This window comes from Streptomyces sp. NPDC006197 (assembly GCF_040613865.1).
Taxonomy (GTDB): domain Bacteria; phylum Actinomycetota; class Actinomycetes; order Streptomycetales; family Streptomycetaceae; genus Streptomyces.
This window is the reverse complement of sequence record NZ_JBEXSZ010000057.1, coordinates 17,881-39,186: the sequence shown is the minus strand read 5'-3', so window position 1 is coordinate 39,186 and position 21,306 is coordinate 17,881. Positions and strand designations below refer to the sequence as shown.

The window sequence follows — 21,306 nt, the reverse complement described above, 5'->3', positions numbered from 1 at the left end:
TGATCACGTCCGTCCCGCTTCACATACTGCGCTGACCGACGGCGGGCGCCTTGGCACCCCTGGCCGGAACCGACCACCCGACCTCATCCCGAGCTCCTGGGGGAGACTTGCGCGCACACGTGCACAGAGCACGCGCCCTCACCATCGCAGCGGCCACATCGGTGGCCCTCGTAGCAGGCATGACCGGCCCCGCGACGGCGACCGTCGCGATCGCGGCGGCCACACCCGACACCGCCCCACGCGTCGGCGGCACCCAGCGGATCCCGCTCGTCACGGGCGACCGCGTGGTGGTGGACGCCGAGGGCCGGATGGTGGGCTTCGAGTCCGCCGAGGGCCGTGAACACATACCCGTACAGGTGCAGCGCACCGGGGACCACACCCTCGTGGTGCCCGCCGACGCGCGGCGCCTGATCGCCACGGGCCGCCTCGACCAGCGGCTCTTCGACCTCGACGTGCTCACCGACCCGCGGCTGCGCGAGAGCCACGGCGCCGGTCTCAAACTGATCGTGCGGTACGCGGGGAGCGCCGGCGCCGCACGCGCCGAGGTGCGCGCGGCCGGCGACACCCAGGTGCGGCGCACGTTCCCGACGATCAACGCCGACGCGGTCCGTACGTCCCCGGAGGACGTGGCCCGGGTGTGGGAGGCACTGACCGACCGTCAGGCCACCGGCGCGCGCGTCGCCGCCTCCGGCATCGCCACGGTGTGGCTGGACGGGGTGCGCGGCGCGAGCCTGGACCGCAGCGTCCGGCAGATCGGTGCCGACAAGGCCTGGGAGTCCGGGTTCGACGGCACGGGCGTGAAGATCGCCGTCCTCGACACCGGCGTCGACAGGACCCACGACGACCTCAGGACGCAGGTCGTCGGCGAGAAGAACTTCTCCGCCTCCGCCGACGCCGTGGACCGCGTCGGACACGGCACGCACGTCGCGTCGATCGCCGTCGGCACCGGCGCCAGGTCCGGCGGCCGGTACAAGGGCGTCGCCCCCGGCGCCAAGGTGATCAGCGGAAAGGTCCTCGACGACGAGGGGTACGGGGACGACTCCGCCATCATCGCCGGCATGGAGTGGGCCGCCGCCGAAGGCGCGGACGTGGTCAACCTCAGCCTCGGCGGACCCGACAGCCCCGGCGTCGACCCGCTGGAGGCGACGGTCGACCGGCTGTCCGCCGAGAAGGGCGTCCTGTTCGCGATCGCCGCGGGCAACGAGGGCGAGTCCGGTGCGTCGTCCGTGGGTTCGCCGGGCACCGCGGACGCCGCGCTGACCGTCGGCGCCGTCGACAAGGACGACCGGCTCGCGCCCTTCTCCAGCACCGGCCCGCGCGTCGGTGACGGCGCCGTCAAGCCGGACGTGACCGCGCCCGGCGTCGCCATCACCGCGGCCGCCGCGGCCGGCAGCGCCATCGACACGCGCCCCGGCACGCCGCACCCCGCGCCGGGATACCTCCAGATCGACGGCACCTCCATGGCCACCCCGCACGTCGCCGGCGCGGCCGCGGTCCTGAAGCAGCGGCACCCCGACTGGAAGGCCGCCGAGCTCAAGGGCGCGCTGACCGGCTCCGCCGAGGGCGGCGGCTACACACCCTTCCAGCAGGGCACGGGCCGGATCCGGGTCGACGAGGCGCTCGCCCGGAACGTCGTCGCCGAGCCGGTGTCGCTGAACTTCGGCACGGCCCTCTGGCCGCACGCCGACGACAAGCCCGTCACCAAGAAGCTCTCCTACCGCAACCTCGGGACCACTGACGTCACCCTCGACCTGTCGGTGTCCGGCCTGGACCCGTCGGGCAAGCCGGCCCCGGCCGGGTTCTTCGCGCTCGACGCCTCGAAGGTGACCGTGCCCGCGGGCGGGACGGCCGAGGTCGGTCTCGTCGCCGACACCGGGATCGGCGACGCCGACGGCACCTATTCGGGCTACGTCACCGCCACCGGCGCGGGCCAGTCCGTCCGCACGGCCGCGGTGGCCGTGCGGGAGGCGGAGTCGTACGACCTGACGATCCGCACCCTCGGGCGCGACGGCGCCGACGCCTCGTACTTCTCCAACACCCTGACGGGTGTCGGCGGGTCGGCCGCGGGCTTCGAGACCCGCATCGACAACGAGCCGGGCGCCCACACGATCCGCGTGCCCAAGGGCGCGTACACGCTCAACACGGCCGTCTACCAGAACCCGTCGGACTACGCGGCGGGCACCGACTGGATCGCCCAGCCGAAGCTGGACGTCTCCGCCGACACCACGGTCACCGCCGACGCCCGCACCACGAAGCCGGTGGACCTCACCGTCCCCGGTCTCACCAGGGCGGACTACGCGGGGACCTACTACGAGCTCGCCACCGCCGACGTCGGGCGCGTCGGCAACGGCTGGGTCCTGAGGGGCTTCACCGGCTTCCGCACCGCCCACATGGGCCCGGCCGTCACCGACGGCTCCCTCCTGCAGACCTGGGACGCGCACTTCCTCAAGGACGCCACAAGCCAGTACTCGGTGGCCTTCGGCGGCAGGGCGAGCACGGTCGCGACCGGCTACACCAGGCACGTGAGGGCGAACGAGCTGGCCACCCTCAAGGTCGGCCTCGGCGCCTCCGCCCCCGGGAAGACCGCGCTCGCCTCCCCGTACGCCCATCTGCCGGGCGCGCCGGAGGGCAACGGTTTCTCCGCGCCGCAGGCGGCGCCGGGCACCCGTACCTTCTACGTCTCCACCGCCGACGGCGCCACGTGGCTCACCCGGTTCAACCAGCTGGGCGACCCCGATGAGTGGGGCTACCCGGCCTTCGAGGGTGCCTACGAGATGGCCCGGCCGAAGCGCTACGAGGCCGGCCGGACGTACCGGGAGACCTTCAACACCGGTGTCTTCGGCCCGCTGCTCGGCGAGGGCACGGGCGTCTTCCGCACCGCTCCCGACCCGGCCACGGGCGAGGAGCGGCTCGTCGGCGCCGTGCCGCTGTTCGCCGACGGCAAGGGGCACCCGGGATCGGTCCCGTACACCTCGGCGAAGTCGACGCTGTACCGCGACGGCGTCAAGGTCGCCGAGAACGACGACCCGCTGAGCGGCTCGCAGCCCTTCACGGTCGACGCCGCGGACGCCGAGTACCGGCTGACGACCTCCGTGGAACGTCCGGCGAAGGCCGCCACGGTCTCCACGCGGATCGAGGCCGGCTTCACGTTCCGCTCGGGGCGGGTCGCGGCCACCACGGCGCTGCCGGTGTCCACGGTCCGCTTCGCGGCCCCCGTCGACCTCGCCTCGCGCCTTCCGGAGCGCACGACGGTCCTGGTCCCCGTGACCGTGCAGGGCTCGGCCGCCGGAGCGAACCTCAAGTCGCTGGCCGTGTCCGTGAGCTACGACGACGGGCGGACCTGGCGGTCCGTGAAGGTCGTGGGCGGCGTGATCTCCGTGAAGAGCCCGGCGAAGGACAGCGGCGTCTCGCTCTCCGCCGAGGTCACGGACAAGCAGGGCAACACGTCGACGCTGACCGTCCACAACGCGTGGTACGGCAAGTGACCTGGTTCGTCTGACGGGGCGGCACCACCCCTGGTGGTGCCGCCCCATCGCCATAAGAACTAGCCGAGGACGCGCACGGCCTCCACGATCAGGTCCCAGAACGCGTCCGTGTCGGCCTCCATGCCGACCTCGGTGTCGGCCGGCCGGCCCGTCACCCCGTGCAGGTCCACCACCGTCGCGCCCCGGGTGTGCGTGCCGCTGAGCTCCACCGTCACCGCCGCCCGTACCAGGCTGACCAGTGACGGGTTGATGAGGTGGGCGACGGTGAGCGGATCGTGCAGCGGGGGCGCGTCGAAGCCGTACACCTCGCGGTACGTGGACGCGAAGTAGGTGAGCAGGTCGGCGCAGAGCCCGCTCAGCGGGGTGCCGAGCGCGGCGATCCGGGCGACGACCTCGGCGGTGGCCCGCACCTGGTGGGTCGCGTTGAGCCCGAACATGGTCACCGGCAGACCGCTGCGGAAGACGATGTCCGCGGCTTCCGGATCGCACAGGACGTTGAACTCGGCGGCGGGCGTGGTGTTGCCGCGCCCCGTCGAGCCGCCCATGAGCACGATCCGCTCGATGCGCGCGGCGAGTTCGGGGTGGGCGAGCAGGAAGACCGCGATGTTGGTGAGCGGCCCGGTCGGTACGAGCGTCACCGGCGCAGGGTGCGCGAGCAGGGTGTCCCGGATGAGGGTGAGGGCGTCGCGCGGGTCCTGGGGCACCTCCGGTTCGCCCTCGCCGAAGCCGGGCCCGTCCAGGCCGGAGTCGCCGTGGATGTTCTCGGCGATCCGGGGCGGTCCGTGCAGCGGGCGGTCGCGGCCCGCCGCGACCGGTACGCCCCGGATCCCGGCCACGGAACAGACCCGGCGGGCGTTGAGCGTGGTCTTCTCCAGCGTCTGGTTGCCCGCGACGGTGGTGATCGCGAGCAGTTCGATCGCGGGGTGGGCGGCGGCCAGCAGGATGTTGAAGGCGTCGTCGTGACCGGGATCGCAGTCGAGAATCACGGGAACCGGCATGTCCTCACCGTCCCACACACGACCGGTGAGGCGAAGGACCTCGGCGCGTTCCGGACGGGGGCGGGATCTTCCGACGACGGGAGCGACGGCGGGCGCGGGCGACAGGACCACCGCCCTGTCGCCCGCGCCCGGCGGGGCTTCTAGGCTTCCGCCTCGGCGGCGGCGGCCGGCTGCGGGGGCTCCCTGCGGGCGATCAGCAGGCCGAGGGCGCCGACCAGGAGCAGGACGGCGACCGTGCCGAGGGTGAACGCCTCGAACGCGCCGCGGGACATGCCCCAGACGTCGTCGAAGGCGTACTCGATGCCGAAGAGCGCTTCCAGGGTCCCGGGGAAGAGGGCGCACCAGGAGCCGACGAGGATCCAGGCGTAGACCAGTGCCGCGCAGCCCATGAAGCCGCGGTGGCCGAAGGGGACGCGGTAGGGCCGTACGACGTCGGGCCGGCGCAGCCGGAGCAGGACGAGGGCGGGGACGATGACGAGGTAGGACAGCAGCAGCGTGGTGACGGCCACGGTGAGGACCACGGCGAACACGGCGCCCGCGTCGCCCTCGGCGACCCGCATGGCCACGATCATGAACACGGTGGCCACCGCTCCGGAGAGCAGGTTGGTCCGCACGGGCGTGCCGAGCTTGGGGTGGAAGGCACCGAGCTTGCGGCTGAAGGAGCCGCCGTCGGCGGCGGCCATCGCCTGCATGCGGTCGCTGACGATCATCCACGCGCTGCCCTGGGTGAGGAGGGCGAAGACGAACATGACGGCGGTGAGCGTCAGGAGCGGGCCGGCCGCGTCGCCGTAGATGCCGAAGACGAGGCGGGCGCCTTCCATGAAGCCGCCGATGCCGGTGACCTTCTGTGCGGGGACGACGGCGAGCAGCGCGAGGACCGGCAGCAGGTAGCAGCAGGCGGCGACGGTCGCGGAGCGCCCGAGTGCGGCGGGCACGTCGCGCTGCGGGTCGTGCATCTCCTCGCCGGCGGCGTTGGGGGCCTCGAAGCCGACGTAGGCGAAGAGCAGGATCGGCACGAGGGCGAGGAATCCGGCGGTGGTCGGCGTGAAGCGGGCGTCGGCGAGGCCGTGGAAGCCGTGTTCCAGTCCGTAGAGCAGCGCGGTCAGGGTGAACACCGCGAGGGTGAGGACCTTCACCGCGGCGCCGAGGGTGGTGATCCATTTGCCGCGGCGCAGGGAGACGACGGCGGTGAGGATGGCGGTCCAGACGAACAGCAGCTTGAACCCGTAGTCGGCGACGGTCCCCGAGCCCAGGGGGAAGACGAAGCCGTCCCAGGTCTCGGCGGCGAGGAAGACCAGGGAGCCGCCCAGCCAGATCGGGTTGGTCACCCAGTAGAACAGGACGGTGAGCGCGGCCGCGGCCCGGCCCAGAGTGAGCTTGACCCAGACGTACGGGCCGCCCTCCTGCGGGAACGCGGCGCCGGTCTCGGCGAACAGCAGGGCGTAAGGGACGAGGAAGAAGAGCGCGAGGGCCGCCGTCCAGGTGGCCGCCTCGCCGCCGCCGGTGGCGATCTGCCCGACGGTGTCGAAGGAGATGACGGCGGCGATGGCCAGGGCGGTGATGTCGAGGCGCTTCAGGCTGCGCCGCAGGCCGGTCGTGGGGTGGGGAGCGTGCGGGGCGGTGGAGGAGAGGGGGGAGGACACGGGCAGTTCCTAGCGGGGAGAGGGGTACTGCGAGCAGGCGCGCGCGAGCGCGGTGACGGCGTGGCGTCCGTGTCGGGGAGGCCCGGCGGGCACCGGGCCTCCCTGGAGGGGGCAGGGCCCGTCGGACGACCCGGGCCCGACGGGAATGGTCCGACAAGCCTCAGGCGGGGCGGATCTCGCCGGTGGGTTCGGTGCGCTCCAGGACGCCGCGCAGGGCGGTGGCCACTTCCTTCGCCTCGGTCTCGGTCATGACGAGCGGCGGGGAGAGGACCAGGCTGTGGGCGGAGTCGCGGACGATCACGCCGGCTTCGCGGCGGATGACGTCGTGGGGCATGCGGTCCGGGTCGAGGGGCAGGGGGGCGCGGGTGGCGCGGTCCTGGACCAGTTCGACGGCCAGCATCATGCCGACGGAGCGGATCTCGCCGACGATCGGCAGGTCGCCGAGCTGTGCCCTGAGTTCGTCGTGGAGGAAGGAGCCCAGGCCGGTGGCGCGGGCGAGCAGTCCCTCCCTCTCGATGATGTCGAGGTTGGCGGTGGCGACGGCGGTGGCGACGGGGTGGCCGTTGTAGGTGTAGCCCATGGGGAATCCGTGGTCGCGCAGGAGCACCTCGGCGAGGTGGTCGCCGACCAGGAGGGCGCCGAGGGGGACGTAGCCGGAGGTGATGCCCTTGGCGGTGACGATGATGTCGGGGGTGACGTCGAAGTACTGGGCGGCGAACCACTCGCCGACGCGGCCGTACGCGGTGACGACCTCGTCGAAGATCAGCAGGATGCCGTGCCGGTCGAGGACCTCCCGCACCCGGGGCCAGTAGTCGGCCGGCGGGACGAGCATGCCGCCGACGCCCATGATGGGCTCGCCGATCATGGCGGCGATGTTCTTCGGGCCGATCTCGGCGATGCGCTCCTCGAGCTCGCGGACGAGGAAGTCGGTGACCTGCTCGGGGCTGAGCGGCTCGTCGCCGTAGAGCTCGCTGCGGTACGGCCACGGGGGCGTGAGGTGGGAGACGTGCGGCATCATCGGCGCGAAGCCCTCGTGGTAGAGGGGGAATCCGGTCGCCGAACCGCCGCCGTACCCGATGCCGTGGTAGGCCTTGCTGCGCGCCAGGATCCACGTCCGGCTGCCCTCGCCGCGCCGGTGGTGGTAGTAGCGGGCCATCTTGATGGCCGCCTCGTTGCCCTCGGAGCCGCCGGAGGTGAAGTAGACGTGGTTGAGGGGCTCGGGGGCGATGTCGGCGAGGCGGGCGGCGAGCTTGATGGCCGGCTCGTTGGAGAACTCCCAGAAGCTGGTGAAGTACTCCAGCTTCTTCATCTGCTCGTGGGCGACGTCGGCGACCTCCGTGCGGCCGTGGCCGATCTGGGCGAGCCAGAGGCCGCCGGTGGCGTCGAGGTAGTCGCGGCCCTCGGTGTCGGTGAGGCGGCAGCCGGAGCCGGAGGCCATGACGACGCGCTCGGTGGCGCTGCCCGGCAGGTAGGGGTGGATGATGTGCGCCCGGTCAAGGCGGACGAGCTCTGCGGTGTCGATGGTCATGGGGTGAGTCCCTTGCTCGGGTGAGGGTGTGGATGCGGACGAGGGCGTGCCGGTCAGCCGTGGGCGATCCAGGTCGTCTTCAGGCCGGTGTACTTGTCGAGGGAGTGCAGGGAGAGGTCGCGCCCGTGCCCGGACTGCTTGAACCCGCCGAAGGGGGTGTACGGGCTGAGGGCGTCGACGGTGTTGACGGAGACGGTGCCGACGCGCAGGGCGTCCGCCACGCGGTGGGCGCGACCGAGGTCCCGGGTCCACACGGAGGCGGCGAGGCCGTAGGCGGAGTCGTCGGCGAGGCGGACGGCCTCGGCCTCGTCCCGGAAGGGGAGCACCGTCAGGACGGGGCCGAACAGTTCCTCCCGGACGAGCGGGGCGTCGGGGCCGAGGCCGGTGACGACGGTGGGGTCGAGGTAGGCGCCGTCGCGGTCGGGGCGCGTGCCGCCGCACACGAGGGTGCCGCCCGATGACCGCACGGCGTCGAGGACGCGTGCCGCCTGGGCCTCGTCGACGAGCGGTCCGAGCCGGGTGGCGGGGTCGAGGGGGTCGCCCGGCTGCCAGGTGCGGGCGTGCTCGGCGACGCGGGCGGTGAACTCCTCGGCGACGGAGGCCTCGACGAGGAGGCGGGTGTTGGCGGAGCACACCTGTCCGGCGTTGTAGACGAAGCCCCATGCGGCGCGTTCCGCGGCGGCGTCCAGGTCGGCGTCGGCGAAGACGACGTTGGGGCTCTTGCCGCCGGCCTCGGGCCAGACCTGCTTCATGTTCGACTCGGCGGAGTAGGCGAGGAAGCGCTTGGCCACGGCGGTGGAGCCGGTGAAGACCAGGGTGTCCACGTCCGGGTGGAGGCCGAGCGCCCGCCCGGTCGTCTCCCCCGGGCCGGGCACGACGTTCAGCACGCCGTCGGGCAGTCCGGCCTCCGCGGCCAGTTCCGCGAGGAGCAGGGCGGAGAGCGGGGACTGCTCGGCGGGCTTCAGGACGACGCTGTTGCCCGCGGCCAGCGCGGGGGCCAGCTTCCAGCTCGCGAGGTCGAGGGGGAAGTTCCAGGGGACCACCGCGCCGACGACCCCCAGCGGGGCGCGGCGCACGAGGGCGAGGTTGCCCGGCGGGGCCGGGGCGACCTCGTCGTAGAGCTTGTCGACGGCCTCGGCGTACCAGGTGAAGACGCCGGCGGCGCCGGGGACGTCGGTGCCGTGGGACTCCGCGATGGGCTTGCCCATGTCGAGGGTGTCGCAGAGGGCGAGCTCCTCGCCGTGCTCCTCGACGAGGCGGGCGAGGGCGAGCAGGACCCGCCTGCGCTCCGCGGGGGCGGTGCGCGACCAGCGGCCGTCCTCGAAGGAGGTGCGGGCCGCGGCCACGGCCCGGTCGACGTCCGCCGCGGAGCCGGCCGCCACGTGGGCGGTGGTCTTGCCGGTCGCGGGGTTCACGGTCGGGATCCACCGGTCCTCTGCGGGATCGGTCCACGCTCCGTCGATGAACAGGCGCGTGCGGGGCGTGAGGTCGGCGGCACGCTGCCGCCAGTGGGCGTGGGTCTGCATTGCTGTGGCCTTCGCTTGCGTCGTGGGACGTGGGGTGAGCCGGCTCCCCCGGGGGTGGGGTGCGGGCCTGGCCGTTTCGGGGGGGGCCGCTCGGAGACAGCGGGACGGCGAGGGGGAAGGGGCTCGGCGGCGACGTCCGCACCGAGTTCTTTGAGTTGGGATTCAAACAATAGGTGAACCGGCCGTCAATGCCCTGAGCGAGAACTTCTTGCAGAATCTGATACGAGCATCAGAGAATGGGCCCATGAGGAAAGTCGGCAGACCACGCGACCAGACGGCACGCAGGGAGGCCCTCGTCTCCGCCGCGGGGCGGGCCATCGCGGAGCGCGGGCTCGAAGCCCTGCGCATCAAGGACATCGCGGAGGCGGCGGGCGTCTCCCAGGGCTCGGTCCTGTACTACTACCCCGAGCTCGACGACCTCGTCCTGGAGGTGCACCGGGGCGCGGTGGAGGGCTATCTCGCGTCCCGGCAGCAGGCCTACGACGAGGCGGCCCCCGACGATCCCGCCGCGCGGCTGCGGGCCCTGCTGAACAGCGGTCTGCCGAGCACGACGGACGACCCGGTCCACGGGCTCCTGTACGAACTGCACCGGCGCGCCGGCCGCAGCCCGGGCCACGCCGAGCTGATGACCTCGCTCTTCGCGCGGGAGGTCGCGCTCTACACGACCGCCCTCGCGGTGGGCGCCGCGACCGGCGGGTTCACGCTCGCCGCGGCCGCGCCCGACCTGGCGCACGGCCTGGTGGCCCTGGAGGACGGCTACGGACTGCACATCGTCAGCCGCAACGCGGCCCTGCGCCCCGACAGGGCCCGCGAGCTGCTCCTGGCCCACGCCCGGGCGGTGACGGGCCGGGCCGACCTGTAGGACGGAGGGGAGGTCGCCGCTCAGCCCTCGACGGACCGGGTGGCGACCTCCCGCAGGACGTCCATGACCGCTCGGGCGCGGGCCGTCGGGGTCACGCTCGCCACCGAGGCGATCTTGACTTCGAGCGGCGGTCCGCCGTCCCGGAGCCGGAGCTCCGCGACCTCTCCGCCGCCGTAGGTCTGGCTGGTCGCCGGGCGCTGGTTGAGGACGGAGTAGCCGAGTCCGCGCGCCACCAGGGAGCGCACCGTCTCGTAGCTCCGCGTGCGGTAGCGCACGTCGGGCGCGGTGCCGGTGGCGGCGAGCAGCGAGCGGAAGTAGTCGCGGCTGTGGGGGAGGTCGAGGAGGACGAGCGGCTCCGCCGACAGTTCGGCCAGTTCGACGCCGTCCCGGCCGGCCAGGGGGTGATCGGCCGGGACGATGACGTACGCCGGGGCGCGGGCGACGGTCTCGGCGCGCAGGTCCGGCTCGGCCGACAGACCGAGGTCGTAGGTGAGCGCGAAGTCGACGCGTCCCGCCGCCAGGGCCTGGACGAGCTGGTCCGACTCCCCCTCCATGACGTCGAGCTCGATGCCGGGGTGGCGTCGGGTGCATTCGCTGAACAGCGCCGGCAGGTAGTGCGGGGCCAGGGTCACGAAGCAGCCGACGGCCACCGGCCCGGAGAGGGGCCCGCCCCCTCCCCTGGCCTCCCGTTCGACCTCGCGGGCGCGGGCGAGGAGGTCCTGGGCCTGCTGCCGGAGCCGTTCCCCGGCGGGTGTGAGCGTCAGCCCCCGGCCGCGCCGGCGGATGAACAGCTGCGTCCGCAGGTCCTGCTCCAGGTTGTGGACGGCCGTGGACACGGCGGACTGCGCGATGTGCAGCTCCGCCGCCGCCTCCGTCATCGAGCCGCGTTCGGCGGCGACGAGGAAGTAGCGGAGCTGGACGAGTGTGAAACCCACTGGTGACGTCATGCGTGGCCCTCGCGCCTGGGGGGTGTCTTGCCGGCTCCGACCCTATGCGGCACCGGCGACGGACACGACGCCGTGGGGTGCTCAGGGTGCGCCCCGGCCGGTGAGGGCGGCGGGGCTGGTGAGCTCGCGGAGTTCCGCCTCGGTCAGCAGCTCGCGCTCGCGTACGAGGTCGAGCGCGGGCCTGCCGGTGTGGTGGGCCTCCAGGGCGAGGGCGCAGGCGGTCTCGTAGCCGAGTGCGGGGCCGAGCGCGGTGACGAGGCCGGTGGAGGCGGCGACGGTCTTCGCGAGCCGGTCCCGGTTGGCGGTGATGCCCCGCACGCAGTGCTCGGTGAGGACGCCGACGCCCGCGGTGAGGTGGTCGAGGCCGGCGCTCAGGCTCCGGTGGATGACCGGCTCGAAGGCGTTGAGCTGGAGCTGGCCGCCCTCGGCGGCGAGGGTGACGGTCAGGTCGTTGCCGATCACCTCGAAGGCGATCTGGTTGACCGCCTCCGGGATCACCGGGTTGACCTTGCCGGGCATGATGGACGAACCGGCCTGCCGTGGAGGGAGGTTGATCTCCCCGAGGCCGGCCTGTGGCCCCGAGGAGAGCAGCCGCAGGTCGTTGCAGATCTTGGACAGCTTCACGGCGATCCGTTTGAGCACTCCGGAGAGGTGCACGAAGACGCCGACGTCCTGGGTGGCCTCGACGAGGTCGGGCGCGGAGACGAGCGTGGGGATGCCCGTCAGCCGGCGCAGCTCCTCCACCGCCCGCTCGCGGTAGCCCGGCCGGGCGTTGAGTCCGGTGCCGATGGCCGTGCCGCCGAGGTTGAGCTCGTGCAGCAGCGGTCTGACCTCGGCGAGCCGCTGCTCGTCCTCGGCGAGGGTGGCGGCGTACGCCCCGAACTCCTGGCCCAGCGTCATGGGGACGGCGTCCTGCAGCTGGGTGCGGCCCATCTTCAGGACGTCGGCGAACTCGGCGGCCTTGCCCTCGAAGGCGCCGCGCAGTCCGGCCAGGGCGACGAGCAGCTCGGCGACGTGCGCGTCCAGGGCCAGTCTCAGGGCCGTCGGATAGACGTCGTTGGTGCTCTGGCCGAGGTTGACGTGGTCGAGGGGGTGCAGGGCTTCGTACGCTCCGCGGGAGCGGCCGAGCAGTTCCAGGGCACGGTTGGCGATCACCTCGTTGGCGTTCATGTTGGTCGAGGTGCCCGCGCCGCCCTGGATGAGGTCGACCACGAACTGGTCCCGCAGGGCTCCGTCGCGGATCTCGGCGCAGGCGGTCTCGATGGCCGAGGCGAGCGGGGCGTCCAGGGCGCCGATCCCGGCGTTGGCGCGGGCCGCGGCGCATTTGACCGCCGCCAGAGCGACGATCAGGTGCGGCCGGGCGGCGAGGGTCTCCCCGGTGAGGGGGAAGTTGGCCACCGCCCGGACGGTGTGCGCCCCGTAGTAGGCGTCCGCCGGCACGTCGACGTCACCGAGCATGTCGTGCTCCGTGCGGTACCCGTGGTCCGGCGGTGCGGTGCGCCGGGGGTCCGGGGTCGGGGTCATCGGGGTCCTTCGGTCGTCGGGATGCTTCCGGCGGGCCCGGCGCGGTCCACGCCCGTCCAGGCCAGTGCGATCGCCCCGTCGAGCAGGGCCTTCCGGGCCGTCCCGCCCACGCAGTGCGCGGCGAACTCGTGCTGGTGGTTGGTCGCGGGCAGGGAGCCGATGCCGATGTACGGGTGGATGGCCGGCACCACCTGGGAGACGTTGCCCATGTCGGTGGAGGCGCGGTTCATCCGTGCGGCCTGCCCCGGCGGCGCGAACTCCCTGCCCAGCGCGAGGGCGTTCGCACGGTAGTGGCCGAGGGCGGTCTCGTCGTTGCGGAACTCCGCGTACGGCTTGCTCTCCGGTTCGATCCGGAGCTCGCAGCCCGTCGCGAGGGCACCGGCCTCGAAGGCCCGCGTCACGCGCGGTTCGAGGGCGGCCAGTTCGGCGAGCGTCTCCGCCCGTACGTACCACCGCCCGGTCGAGCGCTCCGGGATGGCGTTGGGGGCGTCGCCGGCGTGGGTCACCACGCCGTGCACCCGGGCCGAGGCCGGCAGCTGCTGGCGGAGCAGGCCGATCGCGACCTGGGCCACCGTGAAGGCGTCGGCCGCGTTCACCCCGGCCTCCGGATAGGCCGCGGCGTGCGCGGACTTCCCGGTGTAGGAGATCCTGGAGTGGCTGACGGCGAACGGGCGGGCCTCGGCGACGTCGACGGGCGCCGGATGCACCATCATCGCCAGGTCCACGCCGGCGAAGGCGCCCCGGTCGAGCAGCTCGATCTTGCCGCCGCCGCCCTCCTCGGCCGGGGTGCCGTAGACCTCGACGGTCAGGCCGGCGTCGTCGGCGACGGCCGCGAGGCCGAGCGCGGCCCCGACCGAGCTCGCCGCGATGAGGTTGTGCCCGCAGGCGTGGCCGAGGCCGGGCAGCGCATCGTACTCGGCGCAGAGGGCGATCCGGACGGGCCCGCTGCCGATCCGGGCGTGGAACGCCGTCTCCAGGCCCAGGTAGGACGAGGTGACGTCGAATCCGGCCCGGTCGAGGAGCTCCGGGACGGCGGCCGCGGCCCGGTGCTCCTCCCAGGCGGTCTCCGGGTCGGCGTGCAGCCGCTCGGAGAGGCCGATCAGCTCCTCGGCCCTGCGGTCGACCGCCTGCCGGGCCGCCTCCTTCATGTCCGCTGTCACAGGTCCCCCGGGACGCCGTACGAAGGTGCGGTGGCGGGGTCGAGTCCGCGCCGCACGTAGTCGTCGCGCTGCGGCAGCCAGACGTCGAGGAGTTCGCCGAGCCGGTCCACGGGCTCGTCGGCCCAGTCGACCCGCAGGTCGGTCACGCGCCAGTCGACGTCCGCGACGACCGCCAGGCCGGCGGAGTGCACCGGGCCCTCCTCGCCGCCGGCCGCGACGGCGGCCCTGAGGGCGGCGAGGAGACGCTCTTCGAGTTCACCGCCGGCCGCGGCGTAGGCGTCGAGGAGCACGCCGGGGATGTGCGGGCCGGAGAGCATGTTGCCGGCGGCCACCGCGCCGTCCGCGGTGGCCGAGGCGTACGTGCCGAGCGTCCGCGCGCCGCTGTGGGCGAAGCCGGGGCCGGAGCGGCCGAGGACGGTCAGCTGCCGGTAGTCGATGGTCCCGGCGTTGCGGGCCGCGCCGGTGACGCCGGCCAGGGCGCGCTCCGCGTCCGCGTGCTCCGCGAGGCCCGCGAGGAGGCTCGTGCCGAGCGTGGGGTCGGTGATGTTCTGCGAGGTCGCGGCGCCGACGCCGGGTCGCAGATGGGCGACGCGGGCGAAGACCGCCGGGCTCGACGAGCTGGCCACGACGCCGAACCGCTCGCCGTCGCGCACGACGAGGGAGAAGGTCATGCCGCGTCCTCCTCGGCGGGCGCGGGGATGACGGCGATCGCATCGATCTCGCACAGCCACTCCGGGCGGGCGAGCGCGGACACCACCAGGCCCGTGGAGATGGGGTGCACGCCCTTGGTCCAGCGGCCCACCGTGCGGTAGACCGCCTCGCGGTAGCGCGGGTCGATCAGGTAGATCGTCAGCTTGACGAGGTGCTCCATGCGGCTGCCCGCCTCTTCGAGCAGCATCTTGATGTTGGCCATGGCCCGCTCGGCCTGGGCCTCGGCGTCGCCGATGCCCACGGACTCGCTGGTGTCGAGGTCCTGGCCGATCTGGCCCCGGACGTACACCGTGTTGCCGGCGACGACGGCCTGGCAGAGGTCGTTGTCGAGGTTCTGCTCGGGATAGGTCTCGCGGGTGTTGAACGGGCGGACGCGGGTGTGTCCGCCGGCGACGATCGGGGCCTTCGGGGGCGTGGAGGTCATGATCCGCTCCTCAGTTCTTCCGGTCGGTGGGGGCGTACGCGAGATAGCCGCGCTGCCGCGCGATGTGGTCGGCGACGTACCGGGCGTCGTGCCAGACGCCCCAGATGAAGCTCGATCCGCGGCGGGACAGCCAGGGCAGGCCCAGGAAGTAGACGCCGGGTTCGGCGGACACTCCGCGTCGCTGGTCCGGGCGGCCGTTCTCGTCGAACGCGTCGACGTCGAGCCAGCCGTAGTCGGTGGCGAAGCCCGTCGCCCACACGACGGAGGTGACACCGGCCTCGTTCAGGTCGAGCTCGGGGCGGGGGCTGGTCACGCACTCCGGGTCCGGTCCGAGGACGTGGGCGTCCGGCTCCTCGGGGAGGTCGAGTCCGTTGCGCTCGACGTAGGCGTCGGCGGCCCGGAGGAATTCCAGGTACTTGGCGTCGCCGAAGGCGATGTTGGCGGCGAGGTCCGGTGCGAAGCGCAGGACGCCGTCGTTGTAGGACGTGGTCATGCCGACGAGTTCGACGCCGCTCGCGGCGAGGTCCCGGAAGTCCACGGTGTGGCCGCCGTGCGCCCCGCTGACCGCGATGGTGACGTGTTCGGCGCCCTGGGGAGGGGTCTGCGCGTCCCAGATCCCGAGCACGCCGAGCCACCAGCAGAAGTCACGCCCTCGGTACGCGCGGGGCGGACGGTCGTGCGGGCCGACGGAGAGGAACACCCGGCGCCCGGACCGGCGCAGTTCGTCGGCGATCTGGACCCCCGAGGAGCCGGCCCCGACGACGAGGACGGCGCCCTCGGGCAGCTGCTCCGGATTGCGGTACCCACTGGAGTGGATCTGCGTGGGGACGGCGCCGTCCGGCACGACGGGCGGGATCACGGGCCGCTGGAACGCCCCGGTCGCGGCCACGACGAAGCGCGCGTCGATCGTGCCCTCCGGCGTCTCGACGCGGAAGCCGGACCGGCCGGCGAGCCTGCGCACCGAGGTCACCTCGACACCGCTGCGGACCGGGGCGCCGATCTTCTCGGCGTACGCGACGAAGTAGTCGGCGACCTGCTCCTTCGACGCGAAGGCGTCGGGGGCGATGTCGGCGAACTCCAGTCCGGGGAAGCGGTCGTGCCACGCGGGCCCGTTCGCGACCAGGGAGTCCCAGCGCTCGGAGCGCCACCGCTCGGCGATCCGGTGCCGTTCCAGGACGAGGTGCGGGATGCCGTGGGCGCCCAGGTGCTCGCTCATCGCGACGCCCGCCTGGCCCGCCCCGACGACGACTACTTCGGTCTCTTCATGCGGCATGGGTGCCTCCGCTCTCGTGGACTGTGCAACCGCACGGCACATCCTTGGACCGGCCCGTGGAACTGTCCAACAGATGTTTCAGTTGGGAGTCATCTGATTCTCAGATGTAGGCGGCTCGGACGGCTCTTGACCTCGGTGATCGCCGGGCATTAATTTGCAGCCTCGACCCATGACGACCGAGAGGAGGCGGCCCGCGGATGAACACCAGCTCCGACCTGAGCCGCCTCGCCCACACCACGGTCTGGGTTCCGGGTCGCATCGCCCACGGCTGCTGACGACGCCGTTCTCCCGTGCCCGCTTGCGGCACGCCCCTGCTTTTCCTTCACCCTTTCCCGGCACGCCGCCGTCGCGTGCCGTTCCGCGCCCGCTTCTCTGACGTGGCGCGTCCGAGTACAGAAAGCTGCCCGACATTGGCGAACATGATGAATCGACCCATCGCGCACCGAAACGAGGGCCCGTCATGGTAGCGGCGCACATCACCGTCAACGGAGAAGAAGCACCCATCTCACCGGCCCCGGCCCACACCACGGTGCTGGACTTCCTGCGCGAGCGGGGACTCACCGGTACCAAGGAGGGCTGCGCCGAGGGCGAATGCGGCGCCTGTTCGATCCTGGTGGCCCGCCCCGGGGTGGACAAGCCCACCGACTGGGTGGCGGTCAACGCCTGCCTGGTCCCGGTCGCGGCGCTCGACGGCCAGGAGGTCGTCACCTCCGAAGGCCTCGCCACCGCCGGCGCACCCGGCACGCCGCCCGTCCTGCACCCCGTACAGGAGGAGATGGCGGTCCGCGGCGGCTCCCAATGCGGCTACTGCACACCGGGTTTCGTCTGCAGCATGGCGGCCGAGTACTACCGCCCCGGCCGCTGCGCGCACGCGGACACGGACGGCGAATCCGACGCCGAGCACGGCCCCAACGGTTTCGACCTGCACGCCCTGAGCGGGAACCTGTGCCGTTGTACGGGCTACCGCCCGATCCGCGACGCCGCGTTCGCCGTCGGCACGCCCACCGACGAGGACCCCCTCGCACGGCGCCGCGAGCAGGCCCCGCCCGCACCGGTCGCCACCGCTTACGTCCAGGACGACAGCGCGTTCCTGCGGAAGGGCACCCTGCCCGAGACCCTGCGGCTGCTGCGCGAGCAGCCCGACGCGGTGGTCGTGGCCGGCTCCACCGACTGGGGCGTGGAGGTCAACATCCGCTCCCGGCGGGCCGGTTGCGTGGTCGCCGTCGACCGGCTCCCCGAACTGCGGGAGCTGCGCGTCGATTCCGACTCCATCGAGATCGGCGCGGCGCTGACCCTCACCGAGATCGAGCGCCGTCTCGACGGCGAAGTCCCCCTGCTCGCCGAGCTGTTCCCCCAGTTCGCCTCCCGCCTCATCCGCAACGGCGCGACCCTCGGCGGCAACCTGGGCACCGGCTCCCCCATCGGCGACAGCCCACCGGCGCTGCTCGCCCTTGAGGCGTCGGTGGTCCTCGCCGACGCCGACGGCGAGCGCGAAGTCCCCCTCGCCGAGTACTTCACCGGCTACCGGCAGAGCGTGCGCCGGCCCGACGAGCTGATCCGCTCGGTGCGGATCCCGCTGCCCCTGTCGCCGGTCACGGCCTTCCACAAGATCGCCAAGCGGCGCTTCGACGACATCTCCAGCGTGGCCGTCGCCTTCGCGCTCGACGTCGAGGGCGGGATCGTCCGCAAGGCGCGCATCGGCCTGGGCGGCGTCGCCGCCACCCCGATCCGCGCCCTCGCCACCGAGGCGGCCCTGGAGGGCAGGCCGTGGACGGCGGAGACCGTCGAGGCCGTGGCGCCGGTGCTGCGGGACGAGGGCACCCCGATGGACGACCACCGGGCCAGCGCCGCCTACCGCTCCGCGATGCTCGGCCGGAGCCTGCTGAAGCTGTACACGCGAACCACCGAGGCGGTGCCGTCATGAGCCAGTTGTCCGAACGCCCCGAGAAGTCCGTCGTCGGCCTTCCGCTGCCGCACGAGAGCGCGGTCCAGCACGTCACCGGCGCCGCGCTCTACACCGACGACCTGATCCACCGCACCAAGGACGTGCTGCACGCCTACCCGGTCCAGGTCATGAAGGCCCACGGCCGGATCACCGCGCTGCGCACCGAGCCGGCGCTCGCCGTGCCCGGTGTGGTCCGGGTGCTGACCGGCGCCGACGTGCCCGGCGTCAACGACGCCGGGATGAAGCACGACGAGCCGCTCTTCCCCGACGTGGTCATGTTCCACGGGCACGCGGTCGCCTGGGTCCTCGGCGAGACGCTGGAGGCGGCCCGGCTCGGCGCGGCGGCCGTCGAGGTGGAACTCGACGAACTGCCCTCCCTGATCACGCTGCGGGAAGCGATCGCGGCCGGCAGTTTCCACGGCGCCCGCCCCGTGATGGTGACGGGTGACGTCGACGCCGGCTTCGCCGACTCCGCGCACGTGTTCACCGGCGAGCTGCACTTCTCCGACCAGGAGCACTTCTACCTGGAGACGCACGCGGCACTGGCCTACGTCGACGAGGCCGAGCAGGTGTTCGTGCAGAGCAGCACCCAGCACCCCTCCGAGACCCAGGAGATCGTCGCCCATGTGCTCGGCCTGCACAGTCACGAGGTGACCGTGCAGTGCCTGCGGATGGGCGGCGGCTTCGGCGGCAAGGAGATGCAGCCGCACGGCTTCGCGGCCGTCGCCGCGCTCGGTGCCAGGCTGACCGGCCGGCCGGTCCGGGTGCGGCTCAACCGGACCCAGGACCTGACCATGTCCGGCAAGCGGCACGGCTTCCACGCCCAGTGGCGGATCGGCTTCGACGCCGACGGCCGCATCCAGGCCCTCGACGCCACCCTCACGGCGGACGGCGGCTGGAGCCTGGACCTGTCCGAGCCGGTGGTGGCCCGCGCCCTGTGCCACATCGACAACACGTACTGGATCCCCAACGCCCGCGTCACCGGCCGCATCGCCAGGACCAACAAGGTCTCCAACACCGCCTTCCGCGGCTTCGGCGGCCCCCAGGGCATGCTGGTGATCGAGGACATCATGGGCCGGTGCGCGCCGCTGCTCGGCCTGGATCCGGCGGAGCTGCGGGAGCGCAACTTCTACGGGCGGGGACAGACCACTCCGTACGGGCAGCCGGTCGTCCAGCCGGAGCGGATCTCCGCCGTCTGGGAGCAGGTCAAGGAGAACGGGGGGATCGCCGCCCGCCGGCGCGAGATCGCCGCCTTCAACGCCGCGCACCCGCACACCAAGCGGGCCCTCGCGATCACCGGCCTGAAGTTCGGCATCTCCTTCAACCTCACCGCCTTCAACCAGGGCGGCGCACTGGTGCTGATCTACAAGGACGGCTCCGTCCTGATCAACCACGGCGGCACCGAGATGGGCCAGGGCCTGCACACCAAGATGCTCCAGGTGGCCGCGACCACGCTCGGCATCCCGCTGCACAAGGTGCGCCTCGCCCCGACGCGTACCGACAAGGTGCCCAACACCTCCGCCACCGCCGCCAGCGCAGGGACGGACCTCAACGGCGCCGCGGTGAAGAACGCCTGCGAGCAGCTGCGCGGGCGGCTGCTCCAGGTGGCCGCGACCCGGCTGGGGTCGAGCGCCTCGGACGTGCGCATCGTCGAGGGCGTCGCGCGCGCCCTGGGCAGCGACGGGGAGCTGGCCTGGGACGACCTGGTGCGCACCGCGTACCTCCAGCGGGTGCAGCTGTCGGCGGCCGGTTTCTACCGGACCGAGGGGCTGCACTGGGACGCGAAGACGTTCCACGGCTCGCCGTTCAAGTACTTCGCCCACGGCGCCGCCGCGGCCGAGGTGGAGGTGGACGGGTTCACCGGCGCGTACCGCGTCCGGCGGGTGGACATCGTGCACGACGTCGGCGACAGCCTGTCCCCGATGATCGACATCGGTCAGGTCGAAGGCGGTTTCGTGCAGGGCGCGGGGTGGCTGACCCTGGAGGACCTGCGCTGGGACGCCGGCGACGGCCCGAACCGGGGCCGTCTCCTCACACAGGCGGCGAGCACCTACAAGCTGCCGAGCTTCTCGGAGATGCCCGAGGAGTTCCACGTGACGCTGCTTCAGAACGCGAGCGAGGAGGGCGCGGTCTACGGCTCCAAGGCGGTGGGCGAGCCCCCGCTGATGCTGGCCTTCTCGGTGCGGGAGGCGCTGCGGCAGGCCGCCGCCGCGTTCGGGCCGGCCGGGACCAGTGTCGAACTGGCCTCGCCGGCGACGCCGGAGGCGGTGTACTGGGCGATCGAGGCGGCCCGCCGGGCCGGTGACTCCCCCGTCCGCGCCGATGTCGTGGAAGCGCTGAGCGGTGCCTGACATGACGTGGTTCGCCGCGGTCGCGCGGCTGCGGGAACGCCGGGAGTCCGGTGTGCTCGTGACCGTCGCGACCGTGCGCGGCCATGCCCCGCGCGACGCCGGCGCGAAACTCGTGGTCGGCCGGACCGAGACCTGGGGCTCGATCGGCGGCGGCAACGTGGAGGCCGTCGCGATCGACCGGGCCCGGGAGATGCTCGACGCGTCCGGGCCCGAGCCGGAGCTGCTCGATTTCGCGCTGAACGACAAGGTGACCAACCAGCACGGCGTGCAGTGCTGCGGCGGCACGGTGTCGGTGCTGCTCGAACCGCTGCCGGTGGTACGGGCGGTGGCGATCTTCGGGGTCGGGCACGTCGGACTCGAACTGGCGCGCATCCTGGCCCGCCAGGACCTCGACCTCCATCTGGTCGACACGCGCGCCGACACCCTCGCCGAGCGGCGGCTCGACGTGCTCGCGGACGCGGTGGCCCGCGTGCGCGTGCACCACACGCCGCTGCTGCCCGAGGAGGTCCTCGAGGAGCTCCCGCACGGCACCCACGTCCTGATCATGACCCATGACCACGCCGAGGACGCCGCCCTGTGCGACGCCGCCCTGCGCACGACGCACCTCGGCTCCATCGGCCTGATCGGGTCGGCGGCCAAGTGGGCGCGGTTCCGCAAGCGCCTCGCCACCGAGGGCGGTCACGACGAGGCCGTCATCGACCGGATCAAGACCCCGATCGGTCTTGCCGACATCACCGGCAAGGAACCCGCGACGATCGCCGTGAGCGTCGCCGCGGATCTGCTGCGCGCCTTCGAGGCCGAAGGCGTCTGAGGCACCCGCACGGGTCCGTCGCGAAGGTGGCGGACTCGTGCGGGCGGCCCTCAGCGAGGAAGGCCGACGGCGCGTTCGCCGCTGCGGCGCTGCTGGATGACGACGGCGGTGACGGCCT

Annotated in this window: 15 protein-coding genes; 5 read left to right on the top strand and 10 right to left on the bottom strand. The window is 73.0% G+C overall.

Annotated features, from left to right (window positions below; genetic code table 11):
* Positions 1 to 179: 179 nt before the first annotated feature.
* Positions 180 to 3,485, top strand: coding sequence for a S8 family serine peptidase (locus tag ABZ318_RS19500; protein ID WP_356903708.1), 3,306 nt, complete (start codon positions 180 to 182; stop codon positions 3,483 to 3,485).
* A 59-nt stretch (positions 3,486 to 3,544) separates the two neighbouring features.
* On the opposite strand, the gene ABZ318_RS19495 is transcribed toward ABZ318_RS19500, so the two are convergent.
* From ABZ318_RS19495 to ABZ318_RS19480, 4 genes are all read right to left on the bottom strand, one after another.
* Complete coding sequence (locus ABZ318_RS19495) at positions 3,545 to 4,483, bottom strand: nucleoside hydrolase (RefSeq protein WP_356903707.1); 939 nt, start codon at positions 4,481 to 4,483, stop codon at positions 3,545 to 3,547.
* 140 nt (positions 4,484 to 4,623) lie between these two features.
* A complete protein-coding gene (locus ABZ318_RS19490) occupies positions 4,624 to 6,126 on the bottom strand; it encodes an APC family permease (protein ID WP_356903706.1) in 1,503 nt (500 codons plus the stop codon).
* Between the two features lie 160 nt (positions 6,127 to 6,286).
* A complete protein-coding gene (locus tag ABZ318_RS19485) occupies positions 6,287 to 7,654 on the bottom strand; it encodes an aspartate aminotransferase family protein (RefSeq protein WP_356903705.1) in 1,368 nt (455 codons plus the stop codon).
* A gap of 53 nt (positions 7,655 to 7,707) precedes the next feature.
* Positions 7,708 to 9,180 carry an aldehyde dehydrogenase family protein gene (locus tag ABZ318_RS19480; RefSeq protein ID WP_356903704.1) on the bottom strand — a complete coding sequence of 491 codons (1,473 nt, stop codon included), beginning with the start codon at positions 9,178 to 9,180 and terminating at the stop codon, positions 7,708 to 7,710.
* 244 nt (positions 9,181 to 9,424) lie between these two features.
* Here ABZ318_RS19480 and ABZ318_RS19475 point away from each other — a divergent pair, with 244 nt between their 5' ends.
* Entirely contained in the window at positions 9,425 to 10,042 is a 618-nt protein-coding gene (locus ABZ318_RS19475; RefSeq protein WP_356903703.1) for a TetR/AcrR family transcriptional regulator, read from the top strand.
* A 20-nt stretch (positions 10,043 to 10,062) separates the two neighbouring features.
* Here ABZ318_RS19475 and ABZ318_RS19470 read toward each other — a convergent pair whose 3' ends face one another.
* The 6 genes from ABZ318_RS19470 to ABZ318_RS19445 form a co-directional block, all read right to left on the bottom strand.
* Complete coding sequence (locus ABZ318_RS19470) at positions 10,063 to 10,989, bottom strand: LysR family transcriptional regulator (RefSeq protein ID WP_356903702.1); 927 nt, start codon at positions 10,987 to 10,989, stop codon at positions 10,063 to 10,065.
* An 81-nt stretch (positions 10,990 to 11,070) separates the two neighbouring features.
* A complete protein-coding gene (locus ABZ318_RS19465; RefSeq protein WP_356903701.1) occupies positions 11,071 to 12,513 on the bottom strand; it encodes an aspartate ammonia-lyase in 1,443 nt (480 codons plus the stop codon).
* The gene (locus tag ABZ318_RS19460; protein WP_356903700.1) at positions 12,510 to 13,673 is read right to left on the bottom strand and encodes a M20 family metallopeptidase; all 1,164 of its coding nucleotides are present in this window, start codon (positions 13,671 to 13,673) and stop codon (positions 12,510 to 12,512) included. The genes ABZ318_RS19465 and ABZ318_RS19460 overlap by 4 nt, the downstream gene beginning before the upstream one ends.
* Positions 13,670 to 14,344, bottom strand: coding sequence for a DUF1028 domain-containing protein (locus ABZ318_RS19455; protein ID WP_356903699.1), 675 nt, complete (start codon positions 14,342 to 14,344; stop codon positions 13,670 to 13,672). Before ABZ318_RS19455 ends, ABZ318_RS19460 begins: the two co-directional genes overlap by 4 nt.
* Complete coding sequence (locus tag ABZ318_RS19450; RefSeq protein ID WP_356903698.1) at positions 14,341 to 14,808, bottom strand: RidA family protein; 468 nt, start codon at positions 14,806 to 14,808, stop codon at positions 14,341 to 14,343. Before ABZ318_RS19450 ends, ABZ318_RS19455 begins: the two co-directional genes overlap by 4 nt.
* A 10-nt stretch (positions 14,809 to 14,818) precedes the next feature.
* The gene (locus ABZ318_RS19445) at positions 14,819 to 16,081 is read right to left on the bottom strand and encodes an NAD(P)/FAD-dependent oxidoreductase (protein ID WP_356903697.1); all 1,263 of its coding nucleotides are present in this window, start codon (positions 16,079 to 16,081) and stop codon (positions 14,819 to 14,821) included.
* Between the two features lie 460 nt (positions 16,082 to 16,541).
* On the opposite strand from ABZ318_RS19445, the gene ABZ318_RS19440 reads away from it, so the two are divergent.
* The 3 genes from ABZ318_RS19440 to xdhC are packed head-to-tail and all read left to right on the top strand — an operon-like array spanning position 16,542 to position 21,188.
* Positions 16,542 to 18,005, top strand: coding sequence for an FAD binding domain-containing protein (locus ABZ318_RS19440; RefSeq protein WP_356903696.1), 1,464 nt, complete (start codon positions 16,542 to 16,544; stop codon positions 18,003 to 18,005).
* Positions 18,002 to 20,377 carry a xanthine dehydrogenase molybdopterin binding subunit gene (xdhB, locus tag ABZ318_RS19435; RefSeq protein ID WP_356903695.1) on the top strand — a complete coding sequence of 792 codons (2,376 nt, stop codon included), beginning with the start codon at positions 18,002 to 18,004 and terminating at the stop codon, positions 20,375 to 20,377. The genes ABZ318_RS19440 and xdhB overlap by 4 nt, the downstream gene beginning before the upstream one ends.
* A 1-nt stretch (position 20,378) precedes the next feature.
* A complete protein-coding gene (xdhC, locus tag ABZ318_RS19430) occupies positions 20,379 to 21,188 on the top strand; it encodes a xanthine dehydrogenase accessory protein XdhC (RefSeq protein ID WP_356903694.1) in 810 nt (269 codons plus the stop codon).
* Positions 21,189 to 21,306 lie beyond the last annotated feature (118 nt).

Coding starts and splice junctions, on each gene's coding strand:
- ABZ318_RS19500 (WP_356903708.1), top strand. CDS start 180: ATGACCGGCCCCGCGACGGCGACCGTCGCGATCGCGGCGGCCACACCC.
- xdhB (WP_356903695.1), top strand. CDS start 18,002: ATGAGCCAGTTGTCCGAACGCCCCGAGAAGTCCGTCGTCGGCCTTCCG.
- ABZ318_RS19495 (WP_356903707.1), bottom strand. CDS start 4,483: ATGCCGGTTCCCGTGATTCTCGACTGCGATCCCGGTCACGACGACGCC.
- ABZ318_RS19485 (WP_356903705.1), bottom strand. CDS start 7,654: ATGACCATCGACACCGCAGAGCTCGTCCGCCTTGACCGGGCGCACATC.
- ABZ318_RS19450 (WP_356903698.1), bottom strand. CDS start 14,808: ATGACCTCCACGCCCCCGAAGGCCCCGATCGTCGCCGGCGGACACACC.
- ABZ318_RS19465 (WP_356903701.1), bottom strand. CDS start 12,513: ATGACCCCGACCCCGGACCCCCGGCGCACCGCACCGCCGGACCACGGG.
- ABZ318_RS19440 (WP_356903696.1), top strand. CDS start 16,542: ATGGTAGCGGCGCACATCACCGTCAACGGAGAAGAAGCACCCATCTCA.
- ABZ318_RS19445 (WP_356903697.1), bottom strand. CDS start 16,081: ATGCCGCATGAAGAGACCGAAGTAGTCGTCGTCGGGGCGGGCCAGGCG.
- ABZ318_RS19455 (WP_356903699.1), bottom strand. CDS start 14,344: ATGACCTTCTCCCTCGTCGTGCGCGACGGCGAGCGGTTCGGCGTCGTG.
- ABZ318_RS19475 (WP_356903703.1), top strand. CDS start 9,425: ATGAGGAAAGTCGGCAGACCACGCGACCAGACGGCACGCAGGGAGGCC.
- ABZ318_RS19480 (WP_356903704.1), bottom strand. CDS start 9,180: ATGCAGACCCACGCCCACTGGCGGCAGCGTGCCGCCGACCTCACGCCC.
- ABZ318_RS19470 (WP_356903702.1), bottom strand. CDS start 10,989: ATGACGTCACCAGTGGGTTTCACACTCGTCCAGCTCCGCTACTTCCTC.
- xdhC (WP_356903694.1), top strand. CDS start 20,379: ATGACGTGGTTCGCCGCGGTCGCGCGGCTGCGGGAACGCCGGGAGTCC.